This is a genomic window from Bifidobacterium sp. ESL0784, from assembly GCF_029433295.1.
Taxonomy (GTDB): Bacteria; Actinomycetota; Actinomycetes; order Actinomycetales; family Bifidobacteriaceae; genus Bifidobacterium.
The window spans coordinates 172,493-198,386 of the sequence record NZ_JAQTHV010000002.1 but is presented as its reverse complement, the minus strand read 5'-3'; the positions used below and the strand labels follow the sequence as shown (position 1 = coordinate 198,386).

Sequence of the window (25,894 nt, the reverse complement as noted above, 5' to 3'; positions counted from 1 at the left end):
TTCGTTTTCTAACAGCTTCAAGATACGACTTTGTAAGAAGGATGCATAGTATCTGAAATGGATATACATATCACTAAAAATGATAGATATCGTAAATTATGAGTATTCACAACCGTTGTGTTTACTGGGTATTTAATTCTGTATTTTCTGATAGCATATCAATACAGCAGATACTATAAGTCGATTATCGTAGATGATTTGACGGACGTTCATCCATAGCGGCAACGGCTACGGTCATCGCTGTTACAAGCAAGGGAGTGCGATGAATCTCAACGACCTGGAGATTTTCGAAGCCATTATCGAAACCGGTTCGCTCAACAAGGCCGCAAAGGCACTCGGCTACGCGCAATCGAATATCAGCGCCCGGCTCAAATCGCTTGAACACGAGTTCCACACGACACTGGTGGAGCGCAGCGCGAAAGGCGTGGAGCCCACGAGGATTGGCAAGCGGCTATATCGAGCGTCGTTGCGGATCACCGCCGAACTTGACGATGTACGGCGTGAAGCGGCCGGGGCTCCGGGAAACCTGTTGATTACCGAAACCTTGTTGCACTATATGATGACCAACATGCCGTCGTTTCATCCTGAAAGCTACGGCACCATCGTCGTCCGCCGTCAAAGCGAAATCGTTCCCGAAGCGCGGCGGCACCAATACAAGTCGGTGGTCGCGTTTGTGGATTTGGGCGAACTGGACAACTATCAAGTGGTAAGTGCCGGGATGTTGGAAGCTTCCTATCTTGCAGCGGAAGATGGAACGAAGGGTTTTCCTGCCGGCATTCCGCTGCTGATCAACCACGACAAGGAATGTGCCTTCCGCAAGCGTTCCCTTCGTGACCATATAGATACTCACGATTCGCGCCGCCTGATGGAGGTCGATTCGCTGGAGACCATCGTCACCATGGTGGAGCAGGGCAAGGGCATCGCGCTGCTGCCCTCGTATCTGACCGAACAACGCAAGTTGCGCAAGATTGGTGCGGAGCTCATCCACCTGCAATATCGCGTCTATGGCGAGGTGGAATAAATTATGCAAACGTGGATTAAGCAGAAATAGAGAGTGCCGTCAATTGAATTTTGCTGTGAATTACATTGGAACCATTGAAAAATAAAAGAGCCGCTTGACAGAATCGAACTGTCGACCTTCTCATTACGAGTGAGACGCTCTACCAACTGAGCTAAAGCGGCAATTGCCCGAGCGGTATGCACCACTCGCGCACAAAACAATAATACTACTGGATGATTTCCATTTTGTCCACGAGACTTGCGTTCGGCCGTGTCTTGTAGAGCGACGCTTGCAATGACAACGGGCCGCGCGACAATATATAAGGAGCAGGCAGGCTCAAAATCGCGCGAAAAGGGATGGGCAACTTGGAAAATGCAATGCCGGACGTATCGACGTCACGCAACGGCTTCGAGGACTTTTATGCCATCATCCCTGCGGGTGGTACCGGTTCGAGGTTGTGGCCGTTGAGCCGTGGGGCGAGGCCGAAGTTTCTGTATGATTTGATGGGCAGTGGGCGCACGCTGATTCAGTCCACATTCGACCGGTTGGCGCGGCTTGCCGGGCCGGATCGCATCGTGGTGAGTACTGGGTGGCGGCACGTTGCGGCGGTCGAGGCGCAGTTGCCGGAATTGAAGGAATCCAACATTTTCGCCGAGCCCGTTCCTCGTGATTCGACCGCGGCCATCGTGCTGGCCACGGCTATTTTGGCGCGGCGGCATGGCGAGCATATAATCGTCGGTTCGTTTGCAGCCGATCACGTTATCCGGGGCAAGGACTCGTTCGCTGATGCGGTTCGGCAGGCGGTTGCTGCGGCTCGTGCCGGGTATGTGACGACCATCGGCATTGCGGCGTCCAGACCGTCCACGGCGTTTGGCTATATTCACCAAGGCCGGTCGTTAGCCGACGAAATTCCGGAGGCACCCAGCGCGCGTCTGGTGGAACGTTTCGTCGAAAAGCCGGATTCGGCCACGGCCCAGGCCTACCTTTCCACCGGCGAATATCGTTGGAATGCCGGTATGTTCGTGATGCGCGCCGGCGTCTTGCTCGACCATTTGCGTGAATACAAGCCGGAAATGTACGATGCCGTTTCGCATATCGCCGATGCCTATATGGCCGTGGATAATGACGATGGTGCCGATACCGCCGGGAACGCGGAGATTGCTGCTGCACAATATGTCGGACAGGAAGCTTTGGGTGCTTCGGACTCTTCTCGGCAAAACGACAATATCGCTACCGCGGAAAACCCCGACAATGCGAAGAATAATAACAGCATCAATGGAGATTCCCGATCCGATGCCGGCATTGACGATGATGCTGATAATGATGCCGATGTCAACAATCAAGCTGATCCGGACAATGACGTAATCGATGAGGCCATGGCGACCTACTGGCCGGGCATCGAGAAAATCGCGTTCGACTACGCGGTGGCCGAGCCGCTGAGCGTGGCAGGCGGTGTGGCGATGGTTCCCGGAGATTTCGGCTGGGACGATATCGGCGACTTCAACTCCGTGGCGGCACTTTTGCCCAGCACTGGCTCTCGCAATATCAAGATTCTTGGCGACAGCGACAAAGTGGTAAGCCTCGACAGCGCCGGTGACGTGGTGATGCCGCTTTCCGACCGAACCATCGCGTTGCTCGGCGTCAACGACATGGTGGTCGCCGACACTCCAGATGCCCTGATGATCGCCCCGCGCGCCCGCAGCCAGGAGGTCAAGGACATGGTCGCCTATCTCGACCGCGAAGGCCGTGATGACATCCTCTAGCATTTCCGCATCTGCGCAGACATTCCCTGCAAGGCGGCATTCGCGTATTTTCGCCGTCGAGCTGTTGCGTTTGCTGGCCATCGTCGGCATTGCGGTGTTTCATACGTTTCTGCTCACGTTCGAACAGATTGCGATTGCTGGTCCGCATGCTGTGTCGACGGCGGCGCAGACCGGGGCTGCTCCCACATTTATCGCCATCGTTTCGTCAACGCCGCTGGCCGTTTGGCTGATTTCGATGCTTATGTTCTTAGGCGCCTGGGGCAACCACATCTTTTTCATGATTTCAGCGTTTTTCCTCGTTCCGCGCCTTGCTGAGCGTTCGCATCGTAAAGGCTTTGCCCGCGACGAATGGAAACCAACCGTGGCTCGCATCGCAAAAATCCTTGCCGCAGTGGTGTTCTATGTTGTCGTATTGGTGGTTGTCAACCGCTGGATCGTCCCAATACAAGCGGTTGGTGGGTTGCGTGACGTGATTTTAAGTCTTGAATTTGTTTGGCTTTATGTTCTGTTTGTATTACTTGCGCCGTTCATCAGCTGGTGCATCGAACGTTGCCGCAAGAAATGGTGCGTGGCATTGTGGGTGGTCGCGCTTGCGGTGATTTACGGCCTCAACGTCTACGTGGCGATAAGCGGGCGCAACTTCTTCGATTCGCTGAGCGTTCTGGATTGGCGCAAGCAGATGAGCGCCATCACCTATTTCGCCTCCTATATTTGTGCGGGAGCTTTGGGTTGCGCTTGGCAACGCTGGTATGGGGGGAATGCTGCCATTCCTGCTGTTTCTCAATGTGTCGGTGGTAATAAAACCGCTTCTCACTACGCAAAGATCTCTGCGCCATTCTGGCTGACCCGCCGTTATTGGACGATTGCTTTGGCCGGCCTGATTATCGCTGCTGGTTGCATCGTTGCATTTGCTTCTTTCGGCGGTCATTACGGATTACTGATGGCGCTTTCGTTCAAATCGACTTCGGCAATTTCCTTCTTACTTGCCCTGTGCTCGCTGATGTGTGCCGCATGCCCCAGTGCACGAGCCCAAAGGTGTGAGTCTTTTGCTGCGCAGAGTGGCTTGGAACCTTCGTTAGGTAACACTGCGGAATCGGACGAAGCTTTGCAAAGTAATGGCAACAGCGCAAAGAAGCCATTGCGGAAAAGCGTAAAGGTCTTCTGCCGTCATGCGGTTGAAGCACTCGCTTCCGGCATCTTGGGCTTCTATATCGTGCAGGCGCTCACGTATTATTCTTGGATCGCCGTTCAAAGCCATTTTGCCGACCCTGTCGCTGCTCACGTTGCCAGTGCTTTTGCGATCGGTGGCATGTCGGCGTCCATAGGTTGGTTGGTCGATTGGTTTGTCGTTGAGGTCGTTTTCTCACTTGTGTTTGTGCTGCTGGTCTGCCTCATCGACCGTTTTGTCCGTCAGCCCTTGTTGCGCTTGATTAAGTTGGCATAGGCGAAATCGAAAAGCGAAACTGACGCCGCCGGGAAATCCAAGGACAAGTCAAAAAGAAGCCGTCGCTGCATGCTCAATCCGTAGACTGTAAATATGTTGGGATGTGAGCGTGCCCTTTCCTCTGGGCTATAAGTTGTGAATTCTGAGAATCGTTCGGATTCCAATGTTTTGATGTCAAATATCGCGTTATGTCAAGGTCGACTGGCGCGACGCTTTTTGTGCTGTTGTGTCCGCTTTTGTGAGTAAATTGGTGTGTGTAGCAAGCGGTGGAAATAGCGCCTTGAAGAAAAGAATGACTAGGCCATGAAACCCCGCAGCACGTGATGAAAGGACCAAAAGAATTATGGCCATCAATCCTCCTGTCGACGCCACGAAGACCCCGGAATGGGCGGCGCTGCAAAAGCATTTTGACGAACTGAAAAGTGAAGGCATCGACCTCAAGAAGTGGTTCGCAGAAGAACCCAACCGCGTTGAAGAGTTGAGCTTCGACGCAGGCGACCTGCACTTCGACCTTTCCAAGAATCTCATTCAGCCCGAAACGCTCAAGCTTTTCGCCGACCTTGCCAAGGCTGTGCATCTTGAGGATCGCCGCAAGGCCATGTACGAGGGCGTCCACATCAACAACACCGAGGATCGCGCCGTGCTGCACACCGCGCTGCGTCGCCCGAAGTCCGACGAGGGCAAGCTCATCGTCGACGGTCAGGACGTGGTCAAGGATGTGCACGAAACGCTTGACAAGATTTACGCTTTTGCCGACAAGGTGCGTAGCGGCGAATGGCGCGGTGTAACCGGTAAGAAGATCAAGACCGTCGTCAACATCGGCATCGGCGGCTCCGACTTGGGCCCGGTCATGGTCTATGAGGCGCTCAAGCCTTACGCGGACGCCGGCATCTCCGCCCGTTACGTCTCCAACATTGACCCGAACGACATCACCGAAAAGACCAAGGACCTCGACCCCGAGACCACGATGTTCATCATCGTCTCCAAGACCTTCACCACCCTCGAAACCCTGACCAACGCGCGTGAAGCTCGTACCTGGCTGCTGAACAGCCTCACGGCATCCGGCGCCATCGACGGCTCTGACGAAAAGCGCGCCGAAGCGATCCGCAAGCACTTCGTCGCCGTCTCCACCAACCTCAAGGGTGTGGAGGAATTCGGCATCGACCCGCAGAACGCGTTCGGCTTCTGGAATTGGGTCGGCGGCCGTTATTCCGTGGACTCCGCGGTTGGCACCTCGCTCGCCGTCGTCTTCGGACCGAAGCGCTTCGAGGAATTCCTCGCCGGCTTCCACGAGATGGACGAGTACTTCGCCAACACCCCGCTTGAGCAGAACGTCATCGTGATGATGGGCATGCTCAATGTCTGGTACCGCAACTTCTTCCACGCGGCCACCCACGCCGTGCTGCCTTACGACCAGTACCTGCATCGTTTCCCGGCCTACCTGCAGCAGCTCACCATGGAATCCAACGGCAAGTCCGTGCGCTGGGACGGCACCCCGGTCGTCACCGACACCGGCGAGGTCTTCTGGGGCGAACCCGGTACCAACGGCCAGCACGCCTTCTACCAGCTGATCCATCAGGGCACGCAGCTCATCCCGGCTGATTTCATCGCCTTCGCGAACACTCCGAACCCGGCCAAGGACGGCGACCAGGACGTGCACGAGCTCTTCCTCGGCAACTATCTGGCGCAGACCAAGGCGCTCGCGTTCGGCAAGACCGCCGACGAGGTTCGCGCCGAGGGCACGCCCGAAGCCATCGTTCCGGCTCGCGTCTTCTCCGGCAACCGTCCGACCACCTCGATCTTCGGCGACGCACTGACCCCGTTCTCGCTCGGCGAGCTCATCGCGCTCTACGAGCACATCACCTTCACCGAGGGCACCGTCTGGGGCATCGACTCCTTCGATCAGTGGGGCGTCGAGCTCGGCAAGCAGCTCGCCCGTCAGATCACCCCGGCGATCTCGCAGGATGACGAAGCGCTCGCGCAGCAGGATGCTTCCACGCAAAGCCTCATTCGCTTCTACCGCGCGCATCGCAAGTAGTCGCATGGTTGCGGCTTAGCTGGTCGCGGTGGATGAATCGCTTCGACGCAGCAATAGCAAAAGGCGTTTGGTCATTATCGCAATGATCAAACGCCTTTTGCTATTGAGAATGCCTGCCTCGGAACCGCCGGATTGCTCGAATGTGCGATGAAAATCAGGAAAACCGACCAAGAATCCTGATTTTCATCGCACATTTATTTGTCAGCGTTGAAGATTGCCGAGTTGATTTTGAGCATCGCTTTGCTTGGCCTTGCGTCGCTCAGTTCCTTATAGATGGGATTCTGATTGCCGAACTGTTTGGTCGGGTTGAGGTCGTCGCTGAGTTTGCGGGACATATCCTCGAAGCTCTGGAACTTCGTCTCGTCGCCGAAGATCTCGTCCGCTGAGCCAAGACCTTTAATGCCGTCGAGCTGCTTTTGCGCGTCATCCATGCGTTTGAGGGTCGTTGCGGCATACTGTTTGATCGGGCCGTCCTTTGAGTCCGCAACGCCTTGCGCCGCTGCCCTGCAAGTGGTGATGGTCTTTTGTTTGCCGTTCGCGTAGGTGGCCGCATCCGAGTTCATGGTGGACCAATCATTGGCCTCGTCGCAGCTTTTCTCTGCCTTGACGTAAGCAATGACGGAGTCGGCGAAATTATTAAGCGCGTTGGCGTAATCTTTTTCTTTGTCCGTGTACTCTTTGTAGGCTTTGCGTACATCCGAATGTTTGTGATACGACTGCGTTTTCTTGAACGCGTCAATCGGCGTGGACATTTTCGCTATCTCCGACTTGAGCTCGTCGACTTGCTCCTGGGTCACTTCTGTGCTTGCGCCGCTGTTTCCCGAATTCAGGGTGAGGGTGTTCAGGGCATCGGTCACTTTGAGATCTTGGTCGGAAATCGCCCGATAGGCGTTGCTTGCTTCCTCGACGATGGCCTGCTTTTTCTGCTGATCTTTGAGTTTTCGAGATTCTTTTGACGAATCGGAATAATAGCTATCACTTGTACGATTGCTGTTGCTATCGGTATCGCTGCCGCGGAAATAGACGAATGCGGCAATGATGACGGCAACCACGGCGATGATGGCGATGACGAAGTTGGCTGTTGACAGGACCGGTTTGTTGCCGTATTGGTCGTCGATGGCGTCGGGATCGCCGTGTTTCATCTGTGGCTTGTCGCTGCTTCTGCCGGCGTTTTTGCCAGCACGGCCGCCCCCGACGGGCATTTGGGTATAGTCGGCGGAATCGAAAGACGTTGAGGTGTCCGTTGAGGTGTCTGGCGCTGATACGTCGTCGTAACTGATATCATCGCCGGATACCGGTATCTGCCCGTTTACTTCGGACTTATTGCCAAAACGATGCACTTCAAACTCTCTTCTTTAATTCTTCTTCACGCAATTCGATATGGCATTACTATATCCCACCATTCTGCCAACCGATGGAGCAAACCTTTTTACCAAGGCGTACTTGTGGATTGATAGTATTGATGTCACGAAGAGGGCTTGCAGATGTCGCGGTGTGGCTGCATCCGCTTTTGTGGAATGAGGGAAGATGCAGATACGGCAGGGGCTGAGTCTTGAACGAATAGGCGCGGCGCTGAAATCGGCGGCGATCGGCACCATTGTCGTGGTCGTGTTCCTCTCCTTCTGCAGTTTTGAATCCGGCGACCTCGGCTTTCACCATAACGATTTGACCTACAATTCCCTAAATTACAATGCGACGGTGCGGTCCGACGGGGATTTGCGCATCACCGAGCATGTCGATATGAAACTCAACAAGCGCAAGGGTGGCGAACCGTGACGGCAGTTGTACCAGCGCTATACGCTTCGTAACAATGTGAAAAGCGACGGCGTGCTGAGCGCCATCACCGATGTGTCGGTCACTAATGTTTCGACGGGGCAGAAATACCGGCACGGCAGCGCCGGTTCCTCGCGTGACCTTGATAATTTCAACTGGGATGGCAAATACGCGGGGCAATGGTATGCGGCCGATTTCGCCAATGCTTACAACCGCGAAGGCGACGAATATCTTCCGGCTGCCATGGACGACGGGCAATATCGGCAGAAAACCGCGGGGTCCGATGACAAAACCGCCGGATCGTCCGCTCATGGACCTGCCGCGCCCAATGACAAAACCGCTGCGCCCGGCAATAAAACGGATAGCAAACCCGACGACTTGCGCGACGAAAACGGTGTGTCGGCAAGCATGGGCAAGTCCGGTGACACGGTGGAGATTGGCTGGAACATTCCTGCGACGCAATCCGCGAAAAGCCTCAAATTCGACATCTCCATGACGTTCAAGGACGTCGTGAAGGTCTATAACGACGTCGCTTACTCCAAGTGGGAGCCAATCAGCGATACCGGCGGTGTGCCGATCGGCGATTTCCATGCTAAGGTCACTTTGCCAAAAGGCGTGAAAAGCACGGATGTGCGGCAGGATGCATTACACCGGCAAGGGTTCGGTCAGCCAGACCGGAAGCCGGCAGATTGACGTCGCTGCGCACAACGTCGCCGCGAATCGCCATATCGACTTGGTTTCGATGTTTTCCGCATCGCCAATGAACGCGGATGTGAGGTATCGCATCGCCAAGGACGGCAAAAAGCTGATGCTCGACCGCGGTACCGCCGAAATGCGCAAAGCCGAAAGCGATGTCACCATGCGTCGCAACGTGATTCTTGGATATTTGGGATGGGAAGGCGCGGTACTCCTGTTTGCGTTGCTTGCCGTGCTGATTACGAATTGGCAGGCGTACTATCCGCAGGAGCGTCCCCACCATGCTGCCGCGGGTTTGAAACGCAAGAAGAAAACCAGGCAGAAGAAACCGGTAAACGAACCGGAACAGACACCGTATTCGCAGGCCATTCCTGATATGACGCCGGCATGCGCCGCAAAATTCATTGATTTTCTTGATTTCGGGGAGTACTCCGACGATTTCAAGGATCGACAGATGAGCTCTACGCTGCTTTCGCTGGTGAGCAAAGGCGTCATCGCGGTCTATCCTGGTCGCTCCAAGTGGTTCAGGGGGATCGATCTTTCGCATGCCAGCGACGATGAGATTTCGCAACGGCTTCGTGATGTCAGCGAAATGCAAAAGAAAGACGCGCAATCGGCTGAAGCATCTGCGGGAGCAATGGATGAAAGGTCGCAGGCAGCCGACAGGCAAGCCCGGGATGAGGAATATATCAGGCAGGCCAGGGCTCAGGGGCTCACCAAGGGTATGGAGGCGGTGCGGGAAGTCATCTCCGAAGAGGCGGAAGGTCCTAAAGCCTCCTCCAAGCCGACTTCGACGGTGGTGATGTTGCCGGGTGCATTTGCGAAGAATGTCGGCGAGACGCATGAGCTCACGCTGTGTGAACGGGCATTGCTCAACTTGCTGCAGGCGATATCGCTGAAACTTGATACGCCTGTTTTCGATTTCCGTACCGTTGGCCATAAGTTGGACGGTTGGTGGAAGGCCGAATGGCTGCAAAGCGTCTTCAATTGGACTGCGAATTTCGAATATCTGAAGCTGCATGTGGTCAAGCCGTTGCTGTTCGGTTTTGCGGCGGCCGCTGCGATTGTGGCGGCTGGAGTGATGGGGGCGCTGTATGTCGACGGCCTTGCCTTCAACGTGGTCGGTTCGGGCACCGACGATTACGGCCATGTTTCCGACCAGCTGCACGAACAGTGGGGGATTTCGCTGTTGCTGGGTGCCCCGGTGATTTTCCTGCTCATTTTCCTCTTCAAACTGCTGCGTTATCGAGGCTTGACACGAAAAGGGAGACGGTTGGTCAAGCCGATGCTGGGTTTGGAGGCGTATCTGTGGCATGGCGGCGACGCCGGAAATCAGTCGGCGGCGGCCGAGTCGGTTGCGACGTCGGGTTCGCTATCGGATTCGGATTCAGATGTGGCTGCGGCGCTTCATCCGTCTTCTGTTTCTCCATTGTCGCCGGATAATTTCGATAAGTATTATATTTACGCCACTGCGTTCGGGGTCTCTGACAAACAGATGCAACGTTTTGGCGGGTTGTTCTCGTCGCTTGATGATGACCATGAGCGCGGCAACAACGATTCGTTGTGCTATTGGTATCGTTATTCGACCGATTCGGGCTCGGGGGCCGGTGCGGACTCGTCGCTGGCTGCGCAATTCAGTGATTTCGGCGCTGGAGTCAGTAACGGCATCGACACCATGGAATCCACGTTCAGCATGTCCTCCGACTCTGACGGCGGTTCCGGCAGTGGCGGCAGCTTCGGCGGATCGGGCGGAGGTTCCGGTGGAGGCTCATTTGGTGGGCGCTGAGCGTCTGCTGTTCTAGTTCGAAGCAGTAGATGAGGTTTTGGTGACATGGCGATCCGCAATAGAATACCTGCTCGTCTGAACAAGCGATTGGCCTTTCGGCGAATATGACGTTCGGCGGGTATGATTTGATGACGATGATTTTAATCATAGGCTAATAGTTTTCGGGCAGTGGAGAATGCGCCTTCGAGACGGATTGGTTGGACGATGCTGAGTTTGAGAAGAGTGGCGAGAGACGTTGCCGTATCCTTGGCGGTTACGCTGGTGCTGGCCCTGACCGTCATAGGGTCGGCGGCACAAAGCGGCACGTTCCGGCAGGATATCTCGTATCGTTCTTTGAAATATGATGCGTCGGTATCTGCAAACGGCGATTTGCGATTCACCGAGCACATTGACATGAAGCTCAATCAACGGCCAAATGGCAAGCCTTGGAAACAACTGTTCCAGCAATACAAGATTGACGACGACAAACTCACGGCGATCACCGATGTGTCCGTCAAAGACGTCAGCCACAGCAAGACCTACCGGCTTGGTAGCGCCAAATCGACCAAAACGTTGGATGACGCCCGTTGGAATGATGATTACGCGGGCACATGGTATGCCATGGATACTTCCGAGCATGACCATGACTATGCCCCGGCGGCCCAGGATGACACCGACGCCGATAGCCCTGACGCCAATGACGGCGAAACCCGGGATAACGACAATGGGCATACCGTCGAAATAGGCTGGAATATCCCTGCTACCGAAAGTGCAGACAGTCTGCGATTCGATATTTCCATGACCTTCAAGGGTGTGGTGTCGGTCTATAACGACGTCTCTTATATGAAATGGGAGCCCGTGGGCGATGACAATGAGATTCCCATCGATTCCCTGCAAGGCCACGTTTCGCTTCCCAAAAGCACTGCGAAGAGCCAGACCTGGCAATGGTTGCATTACGATGGCGATGGCAATGTGCATAAAAGCGCCGACCACGGTGTCGATTTTTCCGCAAAATACGTCAAGGCCCATCAGCATGTGGATCTGGTGTCGATGTTCGGCGTGCAGGGAATGAAGCAGCCTTCGGTGAAACTGCCCGACAACATCGATATGAAAAATATGGTTTTGAACGATGAGCGGGTGGAAGCGGAGAACTACCAACGTGAGCTGCGCAAAAGGGACGATGAGCTCAAAAGTGTGGTGGGGCTTACACTGATGGCCATGGTGGCGGTCGTTGCCATGGTGATATACAACAACCGGAAGATTCGTTGTCGGTCAGCGGTGACCTATTCCCGCGATATACCGCCGATCAGCCCTGCCGCGGCCGCCAAATTGATGGGTGTGCTTGAGCCGATGAGCAGTCGAGCCATGCGTTCGCGTCGCATGTCGGCGACCCTGCTTTCGCTGGCTAGCAAGAAAATCATCGCCCTTTACCCTGGTCGGATGCAGTGGTATGACGGCATCGATATGGACACGGCCAGCGTTCAGCAGATCGATGCGGCGGCCAAAGATGAAAATCGTCCTCGTTCCGGGAAGGCCACAGGCGTTGTCAAAATTCTTCCATTGGCGTATGTGGACATCTCGGATCAGCCCGAATTGGCCGATTCCGAACGTGCGTTGCTTGATTTCCTGACCAGTGCTTCTGCCCAACTTGGCGCGAAGATCTTCGATTTGTCGCAGCTCAACGAGTGCATCAAAGAATGGAGTGGCGGCATTGCCGCGAAGCAGCGCTTTGACGACGCCGCCGACGACGAGTTCGACCAGATGCAAGTGACCGGTTTCCAATGGCAATATTTTCTCTTCACTGCCATCACGGTGGCTCTGCTCGTCGCCGCTTTCATCGGCAGCCTCGCTTTGGTGGTCTATGGCGGTATCGCCTGGATGGTGGTGTTTGGCATCCCGCTCATGTTCTTCTTTGTTTTCGCGATTTCGCTGATGCAGAATCAGAAGCTCATCGGTTCCGGCCAAGAGGCCGCGGCATGGATTCTCGGATTCAGAAAATACCTGGAGGATTTCAGCAATTTCGTGAATCGTGACATTCCCGACCTGGTGTTGTGGGACAAGTACTTGGTCTACGCGACCGCGTTCGGCATCAGCAAACGATTGGTCAAAGAGCTTTCGAAAGCCTTCGCACAAGTGCCCCAAAACGTTCAGTTCAGCGACGATTCGAATGATTCGCTGACGTATCGCTACGCTATTGGCCCCACCGATGCAGCAAATACGGTATATGGCAGTGGGCTTGGCGATTTGGGTTCGCAATTCGCTTCCGGTTTTTCGGATATTCAGGCTACATGCTCCAGAATCTCGACCTTCTCGAACAACGGTGACGGTTCCGGCGGCGGTATCAGCATTGGGTCCGGCGGTGGCGGCGGTGGCAGCTTCGGGGGCTCTGGCGGTGGTTCCGGTGGCGGCAGTTTCGGCGGTCGGTGAGTGCTTGCGGTATCGTCCTGACTGGTTTCATGCCAATTGTCGCTGGCCGGGACGGCAGCGCTGACATGAGATGTCAAACCTTAGTATCGTGTGAGTGTGGAATAATATCGTCTGACCGACCGAATGAGGCGATTGCGACAAGGCGGGTCATGGAAGCCGCGATTTGAGAATGGTTTTAAAGGAAGAAGAGGCATATATGAGTGTGAGTACCATTGTATTACTGGTCATATTGGCCATTGTCGTCATCGTTCTGGTGTGGGGTGTCGTGGCCTATAACAACTTGGTCACGCTGCGCAACCGCGTTCAGAACGGTTTCTCGCAGATTGACGTGCAGCTCAAGCGGCGCACCGACCTGGTGCCGAACCTGGTCGAGACCGTCAAAGGATACGCGACCCACGAATCGCAGGTCCTTCAGAATGTGACCGAGGCGCGCGCCAATGCCGTCAGGGCGGCCAGCAGCGGTTCCGCGACCACAGCCGAAAGAGCCCAGGCCGAATCCGCTTTGAGCAACGCCTTGATGGCCTTGCAGGCCACTGCCGAGGCCTATCCCGATCTCAAAGCCAACCAGAACTTTCTGCAACTGCAGGAGCAGCTTTCCGACCTCGAACAGAAGATCGCCTACGCCCGCCAGTTCTACAACGACGTCGTCCAGAAGCTCAACACCAGCATCCAGACCTTCCCCTCGAATCTCATCGCCAGCATATTCCACTTCGCGCCTGCCCAGTATTTCCAGGTCGCCGAGGCCGACAGGCAGGTCCCGCAGGTCAGGTTCTAGGAGAACCGCGACACAAGGCTTTCGTGATGTGAAAAAGCCGGAGAGGGCTGTAGAGGATGAGAAAACAGACGGTGTCGAACGTCCGTAGGAAAACCGTCGTGACGGCGTTGATTTCCTCATTGGTGGTCGCGCTCATTGTTGCCGGGATTCTCTGCATGGGATATTCCTCAAACCCCACTGGCGGGAATATGCGCTACCATTCGCTCGATTACGATATGGCGGTGCAGCCGAACGGTGATTTGCGCGTGGTGCAGCATCTGGATCTGAAATTGGGCAAGCACCCCGACGGTGAAAACGGCAAGACGTTTTGGCATCACTTCTACCAGCGCTATCACTTGGATTCCGAGCAGCTGAGCGCCATCATCGATGTTTCAGTGAAAAACGTTGATACCGGGCAACGTTACTCGAAAGGTAAGTCCCCGGGTGAGCAAGACCTTAAATATTCGTCCGAAGCCGAGTGGAACCGCGAGTTTGCCCGTACCTGGTACGCGCAAAACATTTCGTGTGGCTACAATACGAATTACCTACCTGCCGGTAAGAAAGCAGATTCCAACGATGCCTCGCAGGGCAGGGGCAACAAAGACGGGAACATAACCGATAAGGAAAATGACTGGGGACCGTCGAAATCCCAAGTCCGTTCCGTTGATGACGACGAGGACGAGGATAGCTGTGCCAGTGGTAAGGGACAATCGGGCGATACCATCGAGATTGGCTGGAATATTCCGGCCGTTGATACCGCCGAAAGTATGAAGTTCGATATTGCCATGACATTCAAGGACGTGGTCACACTCTACGACGACGTCGCGTATTTCAAGTGGGAGCCGGTGGGCGAAAACAACACCGTGCCGATCGATAATCTGCATGCGCGTGTCTCCTTGCCCAAAGGCGCTTCCAAATCCGGTTCGACATCGCCGATACGGCTTCCTCGTCAGTGGTTGCATTACGCGGGCAAAGGGTACGTTAAAGTGCTCGACGGTCATACGCTTGATTTCACCGCGTCGAACATCAGACCACATCAGTATGTCGATCTGGTGTCGATTTCCGATGCCGCGCCGATGGGAACGGTGACTCATCGAAAATCGGGGAATCATGTGAGAAGCATCGTGGCTGAGGAAAACGGCGAGCGTGTGGGTGCCGCCTTTGTCCAAGGTATACAGATTGCTTGGTTATTAACCACTTTGCTGGCGTTGCTCATTGTCATCACCTATGCCGTCTGGCGGATTGTTACCAATACCGGCAAGGCTTCCTACCGTGGCAGGATTGAGTATTATCGCAACATTCCCGTGGTGTCGCCCGTGGCCGGTGCCAGGTTGTTGCAGACTGTGGATGGGTTCCCCGACGGCAAACTGATGGGCCAGGTCATGGTGAAAAACGAGAAGCAGTTGGTTTCCCAACAGATGTCGGCCACGTTGCTCTCCTTGGCCGACAAGAAACTGATAGCCATTTACCCGGGCGAAGCCGAGTGGTATGCGGGGCTTGACCTGCCGCACGCCAGCTCAGGGCAGATAGCCGAGCGTTTCCGCTTCTATAACTCGTCTTCCGGCATTTCCTCTACTGGCACTTCGTCTTCGGACAAAGCAACCATCAGCACCATAGTGGTCATGCCGTACGCGTATCAGCACGCCGGCAATGTTGAGGTCAATGATCGATGGCGACAATACGGCGGAAACGTGAATGGCCCCATCTCTTTGACACAATCAGAAAAGGCTCTGTTCGATTTTCTGATGGCGTTTGCGCAGCGTAACGATTCGCCGGTCTTCGATTTCGAGCAGCTGCACGATCAAAGCAAGGATTGGGCAAAAGGCAGAGACCTTTATCGCGATTTTCAAACGTCGTTGTCCTGCGAATTCGATGGTTTCGCTCTTGTCAGCAACGTCAAAGGAACATGGAAAATCGTGTTGGCCATTTTGGCGGTTGCGGTGTTCGTATCCTTCTATTTGCGGCACCTTTGGACGATAGGGCTGCCCGCTGTGGCCATCGTTGCGGCAGCGGTCCTCGTTTTCATCGGCCTTGCGATTCTCCAACTTTGGCCTACCGAAACGTTGACCCGCAACGGTTATCAAGCAGCGGGCGAGATTCTTGGTCTGCGCAAGTATATGGAGGATTTCAGCAATTTTTCCGAGCGCGGACCGCAGGATCTGGCCTTGTGGGGTCAATATCTCATCTACGCCACCGCATTGGGCATCAGCGGGCAGCTGGTACGTCAGATGGCCCGAATACAGCCCTATTTGGCCGATCCAAGATGGCTCGATGAGAATGCGGCTGGTTCCGTGCTCTGCACTGCTTGTTGCTCATGCGCGTGGAGTGGGGTCTCTCCGGCCGACCCTCTATTCGACAGTATCAGCGGTTTCGGCGATATCGGTGACCAGTTGAGTTCCGGTTTCAGCCTTTTGGGCGGTTCTTCAGGCGATAGCGGCGATAGCGGCAGTTTCGGCGGTTCGGACGGCGGAGCTGGCGGCGGCGACTTCGGCGGGTGGTAAACGGCGATGGGTCATAGTCTGAGTCTCAAACGTATCATCCGGCAGATTCCTTTCTGTCTGGTCTGCACGCTGGTGGTGGCGCTGTGTATGGTGATTCCGTATCTCGACAGCGAACATGATCAGGCCAATGCACAAAGTCGTAGTGATGCCAAGGCGGTCGGGGCGGACCCGGGTTGCCCGGTTTATGACGACCAGATGTTGCTTCCGCAGGTTCCATCGGACAAAGGCTCGGGTTCCCCGACCGATGACAAGGCGCAACTGTCTTATAATTTCATTCAATACGACATGACGGTTTTGCCTAATGGGGACGTGCAGGTGAGAGAACATCTCGACGTAAGGCTCAAGAAACAGGTCATCGATGGGGACGTCGTGCCGTTTGACTCGCTTTCCGCAAATTTCGATTTGTCTGATGACGATTCTTTTTCCGATAGGCCACAGGCGCAAATCGGTGGGATTTCGGGGGTTACGATCAAGGATGCCGTTTCCGGGTAGGTATATCGTCACGTATCCGGCAATGATTTTCCGGTAGATGCTGATGGCTCTTCTCAAGGACAGCAGCAAGCAGGCGTGTGGAAGGCAGACGTTTTGGACTTGCACGGGCTTGGTTCTCATGGTCGTGTCGATTATGCCCCTGCAGAGGTTCCGGCCGATGCCGCGCTGACGAAAAGCGACATGGAACTTGCCGCGCACCGGAGCGATGTCTCGCTCCAATGGACGATACCCGAGACGGTATCGGCCAAAAGTCTTAGATTCGACATATCGATGACACTGAAGAATGCACTGACGCGTTGTGGCAACCGAACATATTTCCTTTACGATACCGGCAGCAATGTCAACGGGCCCGTCGAACACGTCGCGGTTCGGCTGAAGCTGCCTCCGCACGTAACCGGCGAGCCGGAGGGCTTCATCGATTATTCCGGCAACCAGACGGTGCGACGCAAGGGGTTGCGTGAAATCGACATGGACACGTATAACGTTCGCACGATTTCAGGGCCCGCGTTTGCGTTCATGTTCGACGCTTCAGGCATGGGGGCGATAAAACACGATGTTGTCTGGAACTCCGAAGAACGTAAGTTCTTCGACAAAGGGAGCGTGAAGACTGACGAGGGGGCGGCTGGTTGCAGCAAGGATTCTGCGGTTTCAGGAAGTTCTGCGAGATCCGGCTGTAGTGACACGGCCTCGAATGGCGGCGATTCAAACGATGAAGCCGATGACGAATCCACGTCGTCTTCTGATTGGTTGCCGAACGCGTCGCAGTTCATGGCCGTTTTGGTCTTGGTACTGATATTTGGAATTGTGATAATTATTATTACCAACAGGCAGACGAGCTGGAAAGGCGATATTCCCTACAATGAGGACCTTCCTTCGATAAGCCCCGCCAGTGCCGCGATGTTCATCGATGTCGTCGAACCCAAAACCGCCAATACCAGTACCCTTTCGCGGCGGAACACCCGTGAGATGCTCTCGACGTTGCTTTCGCTGGCTCAAAAGAAGGCGATTGCCCTGTATCCGGGAGCCGCATCCTGGTATTCGGGGCTCGACTTGGCCAATGCAGGGGAAGATGAGATACGGGCATGCGCCAAGGCAGGACGGGCGGAGCGGAATATGAGGGCTGCGGATGCTGGCGAAAGCTCCGACTTCGATCGTGATTTTGCCGGCCACGCTGGCAATCTCGACAATCCCGACAACCTTGGCGACGCCGGTAATCTCGACAATGTCGGCGCAAGACAGGTGTCTCACCGTCGTCCCTCGAAATCGGAACGAGCCCAATCTCTATTGAGCCGAGCTCTTTGGCGTACGCGTCTGGGGTGGATTATCCGTCAACATCCGCGTCTGGCCCGCTTCTTCGGCAATATTTCCAAACCTGCCGACGGCAGGACCGTCACCGTAAGGTTGTTTCCTTCTTTCGACGGCAAGTGGTCGGCGGCATCGACATCCGGACTGGCACCTTCGGAACTCGCGCTGCTCAAGTACCTACAGGATTTCGCAGCATGGCAAGGCTCGCAGGTCTTCGACCTCAACCAGCTGCGCAACTCCACGCAGAGCTGGGATGAGAACGCGTATGCGCGCCACGGGGCCAAATGGAGCAAACCCGGTGAATTGGCTCATCGTCCCGCCGACCCGCAGCTGGTGTGGACCGAGGGGGTCAAGGCCCGCCAGACCTTCTTCCGCTCGGTCAATCAGGAATACAATGCCCTGAAACTGGTCCGGCTCTCAGCGCTTTCGGCATTGTCGGTAATCGTCATTGGAACCTTTGTGGATTTGGGATACCACATCTTGCTCGAAATCTGGAACATGGGGCATCAGGAAGCCGCGCTCGCGCTGGGTTTGCCGTCGGTGTTCCTCGTCGCCATGGTGTTCACGTTGATCCAATACAGCACGTTAACCGGCGATGGCCGTCGTGCCGAGAAGCAGCTGTTGGGCTTGATGAAATATATGAAGGATTTCAGCGACTTCTCCAAGCGGGATGTCGAAAGCCTGTCGATTTGGGGGCAATACCTGATTTACGCCGTGGCTTTGGGAATGGATACCGAAGTGATGCGCCAGCTGAAGTTCCACCTTCCATCGAACCTCTATATGGACGACTGACAAAACGACTGACAAGGCGATCGGCCCTGTCGTTTCGGCACCGTCTTGCTCGGCGTTGTCTTGGATAGTATTGAAACCGACAGAAGAAGAGAAGGAAAGAGAACAAGACATATGGGTGCCGGAAGCCTGAATCCCAAGCGGATTGTCAAAGTATTGCTCGCAAGCTTGTGCTCACTGCGCTGCTGGGCGGCTGTGTGGCGGCCTGTGGTTACGACCAGGGCACCTACACCCCTCACGAGAACAACGAAAAGGCGATGGACGCCGATTTTTCGTACCGTTCGCTTGATGACGATGTCGAGGTAATGCCTAATGGGGATTTGCATATCCGCGAGCATATCGATATGCAATTTCGCAAGCGCACGGATGAAAACGGCAAAGTCAAGCCGTGGCGGCGTGTTTTCCAGCGCTTTACCTTAAGCCGCGCTGACGGTACGCTCAATCCTTTGAGCGATATCACCGACGTGTCCGTGAAAAACGTGAGTACCGGCCAGCAATATGTGCAAGGGGACAGAGGTGACATGGCTGATCCCGGGTGGGACGCGAATTATGCCGGTCAGTGGTATGCCGAGGATGTCGGTCAAGGCTATGGCAGCAGGCACGCACCCTATCTGCCAGCTGCGATGAATGATTCTCAGTACGATCAGGCGTTGTCGTCGGCCGGCGGCCTAGACATGGATCTCAAGAAATCGCTCGACAAGGACCCGATTTCCGGTTCTTCCGACAATACGCCCACCATGGGAGGCCCTGAGGACCAGATAGAAATCGGCTGGAACATTCCGGCCATTCTATCGGCTTCTTCGCTCAAATTCGAAGTCGATATGACTTTCAAAGATGTCGTGACGCTCTACGACGACGTGGCCTACTTGAAGTGGGAGCCGATCAGTACGGAGAACTCGACCCCGATCCGCAAGTTCACCGCTTTGATCACCTTGCCCGACGGTGTGGATACGCAACATACCGATACTAGGGAATGGATGCATTTCAAGGGAGACGGCTCGATTAGGCCAAAGGGCAGGAACGCGCTGTATGCGCAGGCGCCGACCGTCGGACCGGAAAACTATGTCGACGTGGTCTCGATATTCAAAGCTTCGGCTATGGAGCAGGTGAGGCATCGCTCGAATGGTGAATACAAAGAATTGGCTATCCAGGACGAGCGCAAGGAACAGGTGGATGCACAGGGTGTTGCAAGAGGCGAGGTTGTAGGGCGGGTGGTCCTTTATCTGCTTTTCCTGATTCCGGAACTGGTCGCCGTCGTTGTCGGGGCCGTGTTGGTTGTCAAAAGCCATCGTCAGGCAAGCCCTCGCGATTCGGGGGAGTACTACCGCGATATTCCCGACATCAGCCCTACGGTTGCGGCCCAACTTTTGTGCGACCTCGAGAATCCCTCGGGTGATTCGCAAATTGAGTCCAAGCAACTGGCCGCCACGATGCTTTCTTTGGTCGAAAAGAAGGCCATAGCGATCTATCCGGGTCAATCGCAATGGTATGCGGGCATCGACTGGGCCCATGTCACCGATGAGCAGATCGGCGAGCGTATGCGGCGTGGTGCCGCCGGAGAATTCGACCATTCGACCGTGGTGATCGACAAAAAAGAAGCCAGCGAGCCGTTTATCCTCCGGTTGCACGACGAGAAAGGCGGTTTGGCGGACACGATCAAGAAGAAGACAGGGCTCGGCAAACGTAAGAAAACGAGCACCATCGTGCTTTTGCCGGGTATGCCGGGGCAAAAGGGGAGTTCGCTCACCGAAATCGAAACGTCTCTCCTGGCACTGTTGCAAGGCATGGGCAAAGAATTCGATTCGGATGTCTTTGATTTTCAGGACATCCACGACGGGCTTTCGGGTTGGCTGGATGGCCCCAGCTTGGAGTTGGATTTCCACAAGAAAGTGCACGCCGAATACGATGATATGGACCTTACCCATGACTCGAGGGCGTTTGGATTTGCCAAGGTGCTGCTGTTTTTGGTGGGGGCGGCCGGCTATTGGTACCTTTATAAGCTTTTCATCAGCGATCCGTTCAAGGTGTCGGAATTTTCGGGCCGCCAGGTGTTCGCATTCCACGGCCATATCGGCATCATGCTCCTGATGGCGATGCCGGTCACGTTCCTGCTCATTCTTGAGATATTCCTGATACAAACCACCGTTTTGACGGACAGCGGCCGGCGGCTCACCGGACAGGTTATGGGCCTACGCAACTATCTTCGCGACTTCGGCGATTTCGAGGAAAGCGAGCCCGAAGATCTTGCGCTCTGGGACCAGTACTTGATTTACGCCACCGCCTTCGGTATCAGTGGCAAGCTCGCGCGCGGAATGGTCAAAGTGTGGCCGCAGATCGCTGACGGCGACTGGCTCGATAGCAACGGTTCCGGTAGCCTCCTGTATTGGTCGTTCTACCCCTCCAGCCATGATATTCAGGGCTACTCTGCCTCGGACATGAACTTCGGCGATATTGACGGATTCGGCGATATTGGCGACCTTGGCAGTCAGCTGAGTAGCGGTTTCAGCTCTGCGGGCGGCAGCTTCGGTGGCGGTGATTTCGGCGGCGGCGGGAGCTTCGGCGGTTCCGATGGCGGTTCCGGCGGTGGCAGTTTCGGCGCGATGTAGTAGCGGTTCCGATGGCTTGAATGGTGGTTCCAGCAGCAACGGTTTCAGCGGTTGCTGAGCTGATGCAAGGCCGCTCGGATTGGCTGCGAGGAATCCAAGCATAAAAATCGGCAAGATTCGTGCTTAAAATGCTGTCGAAACCCATCAATAGGAATTTAAGCATAAAAACTGGCCGACAATATGCTTAAATTCCTACTTGCTTACTGCAGCCGGTTCCCTGCGGCTGATGAAAATGTCTCCGGCCTGTATGGCAGTCCCAACTTCAGCTACTTCGGTACATTATGGCCAACCCGTCTGATTTATTTGTTGGCCTCGTCGAGGGTGAGCTGATCGTCGTCGGCATCGTAATCGAAGAGCTCGCCGTAGCGACCCCACGTCACGGCGATGTCGAACTGCTGCTGTGCCTCCTCGTCGGTGTGCTGGCTGCGCAACAGGTCGAGGATGAGCTCGCCACGCAGACCACGGTCCGGATGGTTGCGCAGCGCCCGGTCGATGGTGCGCACGAGCGGCGCGTGATCCATGATGAGCTGGGCGAAGAGCTTCTTGGCCTCGAGCACGTCGGCATGGCACCAACGATCGCCTTCGCGGGTGATGGTGCAGTGGCCGTTGTTGACGGTCAAAAGCCCCAGCATCGTGCCGGCGTCGATCAACGGGAAGAGGTCGTCCACCTCGAAAGAAAGGTCAGCCGCTAGGTCGGCGAGGTCTACTCCGCCTTGGTAATTCGAGACGACGTCGAGCAGGCCGGCAAGTCCGCCGGGAGTGGCGTTCGGCAGAAGTTCGGCCCGTGCGTTGGCTTCCTTTACCTTGGTATCGTTTTCATGCACCGCGAGTTTTTCGCTGGCTTCGGTTTGTGCCTTGGTGTGCTCATCGAGACCGATACCCTGGCTCTGGTCTTGGTTGGCATTGTTGCCTTTGCCGCCGTCATGTGCCGAAGTCTCGTCAGGACCATTTTCATCGGCCGGGCTGCTTGAGCCATTCGCATTGTCGGCGGTCTGCGCGGCGTTGCCGGCACTATCGTCAGCGCTTTGACCGGAACCTTTCGGTGAGGATGTTTCTTCGTTTCCCGCCGCTGCCGGCTGCTCCGAATTTCCGCCGTTCGCGGCCGCTGTGTTGGCCCGGCTGCGCTGCGACTCTTGTCCGGTCAGGATGGCATAAAGCTTGTCGACCATCGCTTCGAATTCGGGGGAATGCTTGTCGCGCGGGCGCGGCAGATTGACCGGAACCTGCGCGATCAGGTGGCCGGGGTGCGAACCCAGAACGACCACGCGGTCGGCCATCTGCACGGCCTCCTCGATGTTATGTGTGACAATCAGAATCGACTTGATGCCGCTCTGGTTGTTGTTCCACAGCTTCAGCACCTCCTGACGTAGGTTTTCTGCGGTCAAGACGTCCAGCGCGCTGAACGGTTCGTCCATGAAGAGCGCGTCAGGGCGCAGCACGAGTGCTCGGGCGATGCCGATGCGCTGCTTCATGCCGCCGGAAAGCTCCTTGGGGTAGGCGGATTCGAAGCCGTCTAGGCCGATGGCGTCGATGGCTTTGAGCGCGCGCTTGTGGCGTTCTTCGCGGGGCACACCTCGCGCCTCGAGCCCGAGTTCCACATTGTCTTCGACGGTGAGCCAGGGCATGAGCGCGAAGGTCTGGAAGACGAGTGCGACACCGGGGTTCGGCCCGTTGAGCGCCTTACCGCGGTAGGAGACCTGCCCGCTGGTCGGCTGGATGAGTCCGGCCAGAATCCGAAGGAAGGTCGACTTGCCAGCGCCGCTGCGTCCGAGGATCGCAACGATTTCGCCCTCATGCAGGTTGAACGAGATGTCGTCGAGGACGGTGGTTTCGTTGCCTTTTTCGGAGGTGAAGCTTTGGCTGATGTGGTTTGCTTCGATGACGGTGTGGGCGCCGTCCGCATTGAGATCGGAGTACTTCGGGTTCACATGGCGGCGATCGCGGGTGCGGGTGGCGGTGCCGGTTTCGGTGCCGCTGGCGACGGTTTTATAGAGTTTGTTGAAGTTCATCGTGACTTCCTTTAATTAAGTATTGATATATTTTGATATTTATGAATAATGGCATCAGTTATCCGATGACGAAACGACGGTCGGCGAGACGCTGCAGCGGGTTCCAGAAGAGGCGGTTGACGGCAACCACGAAGATGGCCATGACGGCTACGCCGATGATGGTCTTCATTCCTTCGGCGTGCGCGGTGGCTTCGGCGATATAGGAGCCGAGGCCTTTGGCGACAAGCGTGTGGCGGCCGTAGCTAACGATTTCCGAGACGATCGAGGCGTTCCATGCGCCGCCGGCCGCGGTGATGCCGCCGGTGACCCACGAGCCGAAGACCGCCGGCAGAATGAGCGTCTTCCACTTCATCCATCCGGTGATATGGAAGTTCTTGGTCATTTCGATGAGGTCATCGGGAATGGCAGACGCACCGGCGATGACGTTGAAGAGGATGTACCATTGCGTGCCCAGTGCCATCAGCAGTATCGAGCCCCAGTTGATGTCGACGCCGCAGGCGACGAAGACCATGACCACGAACGGGAAGATAAAGTTCGCAGGGAAGCTGGCCAGCACCTGCACCAGCGGCTGCACCAAGCGTGAGATCTTCGGGTTCATGCCGATGATGACACCGAGCGGTACCCAGATGACCGAGCAGACCACGGTCAGCAACGCCACGCGCAGGAAGGTCAGTCCGCCGAGTCCGAAGGCCCGGCCGAGCTCGCCCAAGCCGGTGGTTTTCATAATGGAGACGATGAGTTCCACGGCCCCGGCGATAACCAGCACACCTACGATGACTCCGAAAACGACGTCACCAGCGCGGCGACGGCCGGGCTTGGCACCCCACTTCGAGCCGGTTTGGCCGAGCGGACGGGTGACCCAGTTGAGGAATTCGCCGATCGGGCGGAAGAGCCGAGCGAAGAAATCGTCGATATGTGACTGGCGAATAAGCGTCAGAACCGCGCTGCGCTTGGGCTCCGAGGACTCGCTTTGCGTGATGCGGAACTTTTCGGCCCACGCGGTCAGCGGCTTCCAAACCAATACATCGATGGCAAGCACGACGATGACCATGGTCACGATGGCCCAGCCGATCTTGCCGGGATTCTCCTCTTTGGCTGCGGCTTCGACGTAGCTGCCGATGCCGGGCAGCGCGTAGGTGCGATTGTTCACGGAGATCATCTCGGAGGCGGTGAGGAAGAACCAGCCGCCGCCCACGCTCATCATCATGTTCCACAGCAGCGGAATCATGGAGTTCGGCACGTCAAGCACCCAGAAGCGCTGCCAGTGCGAAAGCCGCAGGTTGCGCGCCGCCTCGTCCAGTTCCTTGGGTTCACTTTTGAGCGAACGGTAGAACGAGAAAGTCATGTTCCACGCCTGCGAGGTGAAGATGGCGAAAATCGACGCGGCCTCGACGCCCATCATCGAGCCGGGGAAGAGCGCGAGCCAGATGGTCACGGTCGCCGAAAGGAAGCCTAGGATCGGTACGGATTGGAGGATGTCGAGCAGCGGGATGAGTACTTTGCCGAGTCTGCGCGAGCGTGCCGCCGCCAGTCCGTAGACGAAGGTGAACACCAGCGAGAAGAACAGGGCGATGGCCATGCGGAAAACGGACCGTAGGGCATAATACGGCAGGTTGCGCGGGTCGGTCGAGACGGTGGAGGGGATGCCTTTCGGCCCCACCGGTGCGTTGATGGCGGGCAGCACCCATGCAATCAGGCCGAAGATGGCGAGGATGCCGACGGCTACCACGCAGTCAGAGACCACGCGCCTGGTGAAGCTCGTGTTCCGCCCCGCGTCCGATGTTGCAGGCGCGGCGCGATTGAAGTTGAAGGAGAAGTTGGTCATGATGATCCCTCATGAACGGCGTATCGTGGTGCTCGCGAATTTTCGGCGGAAGTTTCGCTGCAGTTGCGGCGTTTATCGGGCTTGGCTATTGGGCTTCTGCTTGACGCTGAGCTGTGGAGCTCGTATTGCGAACAACAGCAAGTCGGGCATCAGAAATATACGATTCCTGCAATGCCGATCTCGATTTTGGCCGGTCAGGTGCAGACTATGAATTGCGAATCGTATATCCTTGATGCCGTTATTCCTTTATATCCGTAAGTTTTTGCGGCACATTAGATACGTTGAGTTGAACTTTAAATGGGAATCTCGAAAGCGGAATCATCCGCAAGCTGGATGAATCGTTTCACATTGTCTTACGCCCGTAGCGTGACGTGTTAAAAACGAAGGTGAGGTTTACATCCAGCGCCGAGTCATCGTGTCGAGATGAGGTTGCGCAGGGCTGCACAAATGATGCAGATCGTTGATACTACTAGGAAGATCGTCAGCCATGATCCCCACCTCCTTCGACTCGGTGTGCCAAGCACAGAAATTATTACCGCCACTAAAATAAAGGCGTTCGCGCGGCTTGTCAAATCGGTTTGTTTCGAGTAGGTGTCCTCCTTCCTTCATTAATACCGCCTTCGCGGTTTTGGGTGTTTTGGCTCTTCTAGATGACCAATTTCCAGCATTTATTGGGGTGTGCCGGAAAGTGCTCACTGACGCGTTGG

General features: G+C 55.8%; 16 protein-coding genes and 1 tRNA gene. 13 read left to right on the top strand and 4 right to left on the bottom strand.

All coding sequences use genetic code 11. The features are described 5' to 3' along the window. Nucleotides 1–262: 262 nt before the first annotated feature. On the top strand, nucleotides 263–1,021 hold the full coding sequence (locus PT279_RS03350; protein WP_277165448.1) for a LysR family transcriptional regulator: 759 nt from the start codon (nucleotides 263–265) through the stop codon (nucleotides 1,019–1,021). Nucleotides 1,022–1,109: 88 nt separating this feature from the next. On the opposite strand, the gene PT279_RS03345 is transcribed toward PT279_RS03350, so the two are convergent. Then, nucleotides 1,110–1,182 (bottom strand) — tRNA-Thr (locus PT279_RS03345). A 195-nt stretch (nucleotides 1,183–1,377) separates the two neighbouring features. On the opposite strand from PT279_RS03345, the gene PT279_RS03340 reads away from it, so the two are divergent. The 3 genes from PT279_RS03340 (at nucleotide 1,378) to pgi (ending at nucleotide 6,245) form a co-directional block, all read left to right on the top strand. After that, nucleotides 1,378–2,763, top strand: a complete 1,386-nt coding sequence (locus PT279_RS03340; RefSeq protein WP_277165446.1) for a sugar phosphate nucleotidyltransferase — start codon at nucleotides 1,378–1,380, stop codon at nucleotides 2,761–2,763. Then, on the top strand, nucleotides 2,750–4,207 hold the full coding sequence (locus tag PT279_RS03335) for an acyltransferase family protein (RefSeq protein ID WP_277165444.1): 1,458 nt from the start codon (nucleotides 2,750–2,752) through the stop codon (nucleotides 4,205–4,207). The genes PT279_RS03340 and PT279_RS03335 overlap by 14 nt, the downstream gene beginning before the upstream one ends. A 343-nt stretch (nucleotides 4,208–4,550) precedes the next feature. Further along, nucleotides 4,551–6,245, top strand: coding sequence for a glucose-6-phosphate isomerase (gene pgi, locus PT279_RS03330; protein ID WP_277165442.1), 1,695 nt, complete (start codon nucleotides 4,551–4,553; stop codon nucleotides 6,243–6,245). 194 nt (nucleotides 6,246–6,439) lie between these two features. Here the strand turns inward: pgi and PT279_RS03325 are convergent, their stop codons facing one another. Further along, nucleotides 6,440–7,585 carry a hypothetical protein gene (locus tag PT279_RS03325; protein WP_277165440.1) on the bottom strand — a complete coding sequence of 382 codons (1,146 nt, stop codon included), beginning with the start codon at nucleotides 7,583–7,585 and terminating at the stop codon, nucleotides 6,440–6,442. A 187-nt stretch (nucleotides 7,586–7,772) separates the two neighbouring features. On the opposite strand from PT279_RS03325, the gene PT279_RS03320 reads away from it, so the two are divergent. The 9 genes from PT279_RS03320 to PT279_RS03280 all read left to right on the top strand — a co-directional run bounded on the left by PT279_RS03320 (nucleotide 7,773) and on the right by PT279_RS03280 (nucleotide 21,353). Continuing rightward, nucleotides 7,773–8,021, top strand: a complete 249-nt coding sequence (locus PT279_RS03320) for a hypothetical protein (RefSeq protein ID WP_277165438.1) — start codon at nucleotides 7,773–7,775, stop codon at nucleotides 8,019–8,021. Between the two features lie 36 nt (nucleotides 8,022–8,057). Continuing rightward, on the top strand, nucleotides 8,058–8,711 hold the full coding sequence (locus PT279_RS03315) for a DUF2207 domain-containing protein (protein ID WP_277165436.1): 654 nt from the start codon (nucleotides 8,058–8,060) through the stop codon (nucleotides 8,709–8,711). Continuing rightward, nucleotides 8,647–10,500: a DUF2207 domain-containing protein gene (locus tag PT279_RS03310; RefSeq protein WP_277165434.1), complete on the top strand. Its 1,854-nt coding sequence runs from the start codon at nucleotides 8,647–8,649 to the stop codon at nucleotides 10,498–10,500. Before PT279_RS03315 ends, PT279_RS03310 begins: the two co-directional genes overlap by 65 nt. Nucleotides 10,501–10,722: 222 nt before the next feature. After that, on the top strand, nucleotides 10,723–12,906 hold the full coding sequence (locus PT279_RS03305; protein ID WP_277165432.1) for a DUF2207 domain-containing protein: 2,184 nt from the start codon (nucleotides 10,723–10,725) through the stop codon (nucleotides 12,904–12,906). Between the two features lie 196 nt (nucleotides 12,907–13,102). Further along, nucleotides 13,103–13,681 (top strand): LemA family protein, encoded by a 579-nt coding sequence (locus PT279_RS03300; RefSeq protein WP_277165430.1) that lies wholly within the window; start codon nucleotides 13,103–13,105, stop codon nucleotides 13,679–13,681. Between the two features lie 56 nt (nucleotides 13,682–13,737). Beyond that, a complete protein-coding gene (locus tag PT279_RS03295; protein ID WP_277165428.1) occupies nucleotides 13,738–16,161 on the top strand; it encodes a DUF2207 domain-containing protein in 2,424 nt (807 codons plus the stop codon). A 6-nt stretch (nucleotides 16,162–16,167) separates the two neighbouring features. After that, a complete protein-coding gene (locus PT279_RS03290) occupies nucleotides 16,168–16,653 on the top strand; it encodes a hypothetical protein (RefSeq protein WP_277165426.1) in 486 nt (161 codons plus the stop codon). 75 nt (nucleotides 16,654–16,728) lie between these two features. After that, nucleotides 16,729–18,750, top strand: a complete 2,022-nt coding sequence (locus PT279_RS03285) for a DUF2207 domain-containing protein (RefSeq protein ID WP_277165424.1) — start codon at nucleotides 16,729–16,731, stop codon at nucleotides 18,748–18,750. A 167-nt stretch (nucleotides 18,751–18,917) separates the two neighbouring features. Then, on the top strand, nucleotides 18,918–21,353 hold the full coding sequence (locus PT279_RS03280; RefSeq protein WP_277165422.1) for a DUF2207 domain-containing protein: 2,436 nt from the start codon (nucleotides 18,918–18,920) through the stop codon (nucleotides 21,351–21,353). Nucleotides 21,354–21,652: 299 nt separating this feature from the next. On the opposite strand, the gene PT279_RS03275 is transcribed toward PT279_RS03280, so the two are convergent. Together PT279_RS03275 and PT279_RS03270 are read right to left on the bottom strand one after the other, a co-directional pair. After that, complete coding sequence (locus PT279_RS03275) at nucleotides 21,653–23,362, bottom strand: AAA-associated domain-containing protein (RefSeq protein ID WP_277165420.1); 1,710 nt, start codon at nucleotides 23,360–23,362, stop codon at nucleotides 21,653–21,655. Between the two features lie 58 nt (nucleotides 23,363–23,420). After that, nucleotides 23,421–25,187, bottom strand: a complete 1,767-nt coding sequence (locus tag PT279_RS03270) for an ABC transporter permease subunit (RefSeq protein ID WP_277165417.1) — start codon at nucleotides 25,185–25,187, stop codon at nucleotides 23,421–23,423. Nucleotides 25,188–25,894 lie beyond the last annotated feature (707 nt).

Coding starts and splice junctions, on each gene's coding strand:
- PT279_RS03350 (WP_277165448.1), top strand. CDS start 263: ATGAATCTCAACGACCTGGAGATTTTCGAAGCCATTATCGAAACCGGT.
- PT279_RS03340 (WP_277165446.1), top strand. CDS start 1,378: ATGCCGGACGTATCGACGTCACGCAACGGCTTCGAGGACTTTTATGCC.
- PT279_RS03335 (WP_277165444.1), top strand. CDS start 2,750: ATGACATCCTCTAGCATTTCCGCATCTGCGCAGACATTCCCTGCAAGG.
- pgi (WP_277165442.1), top strand. CDS start 4,551: ATGGCCATCAATCCTCCTGTCGACGCCACGAAGACCCCGGAATGGGCG.
- PT279_RS03320 (WP_277165438.1), top strand. CDS start 7,773: ATGCAGATACGGCAGGGGCTGAGTCTTGAACGAATAGGCGCGGCGCTG.
- PT279_RS03310 (WP_277165434.1), top strand. CDS start 8,647: ATGTGCGGCAGGATGCATTACACCGGCAAGGGTTCGGTCAGCCAGACC.
- PT279_RS03300 (WP_277165430.1), top strand. CDS start 13,103: ATGAGTGTGAGTACCATTGTATTACTGGTCATATTGGCCATTGTCGTC.
- PT279_RS03295 (WP_277165428.1), top strand. CDS start 13,738: ATGAGAAAACAGACGGTGTCGAACGTCCGTAGGAAAACCGTCGTGACG.
- PT279_RS03290 (WP_277165426.1), top strand. CDS start 16,168: ATGGGTCATAGTCTGAGTCTCAAACGTATCATCCGGCAGATTCCTTTC.
- PT279_RS03275 (WP_277165420.1), bottom strand. CDS start 23,362: ATGAACTTCAACAAACTCTATAAAACCGTCGCCAGCGGCACCGAAACC.
- PT279_RS03270 (WP_277165417.1), bottom strand. CDS start 25,187: ATGACCAACTTCTCCTTCAACTTCAATCGCGCCGCGCCTGCAACATCG.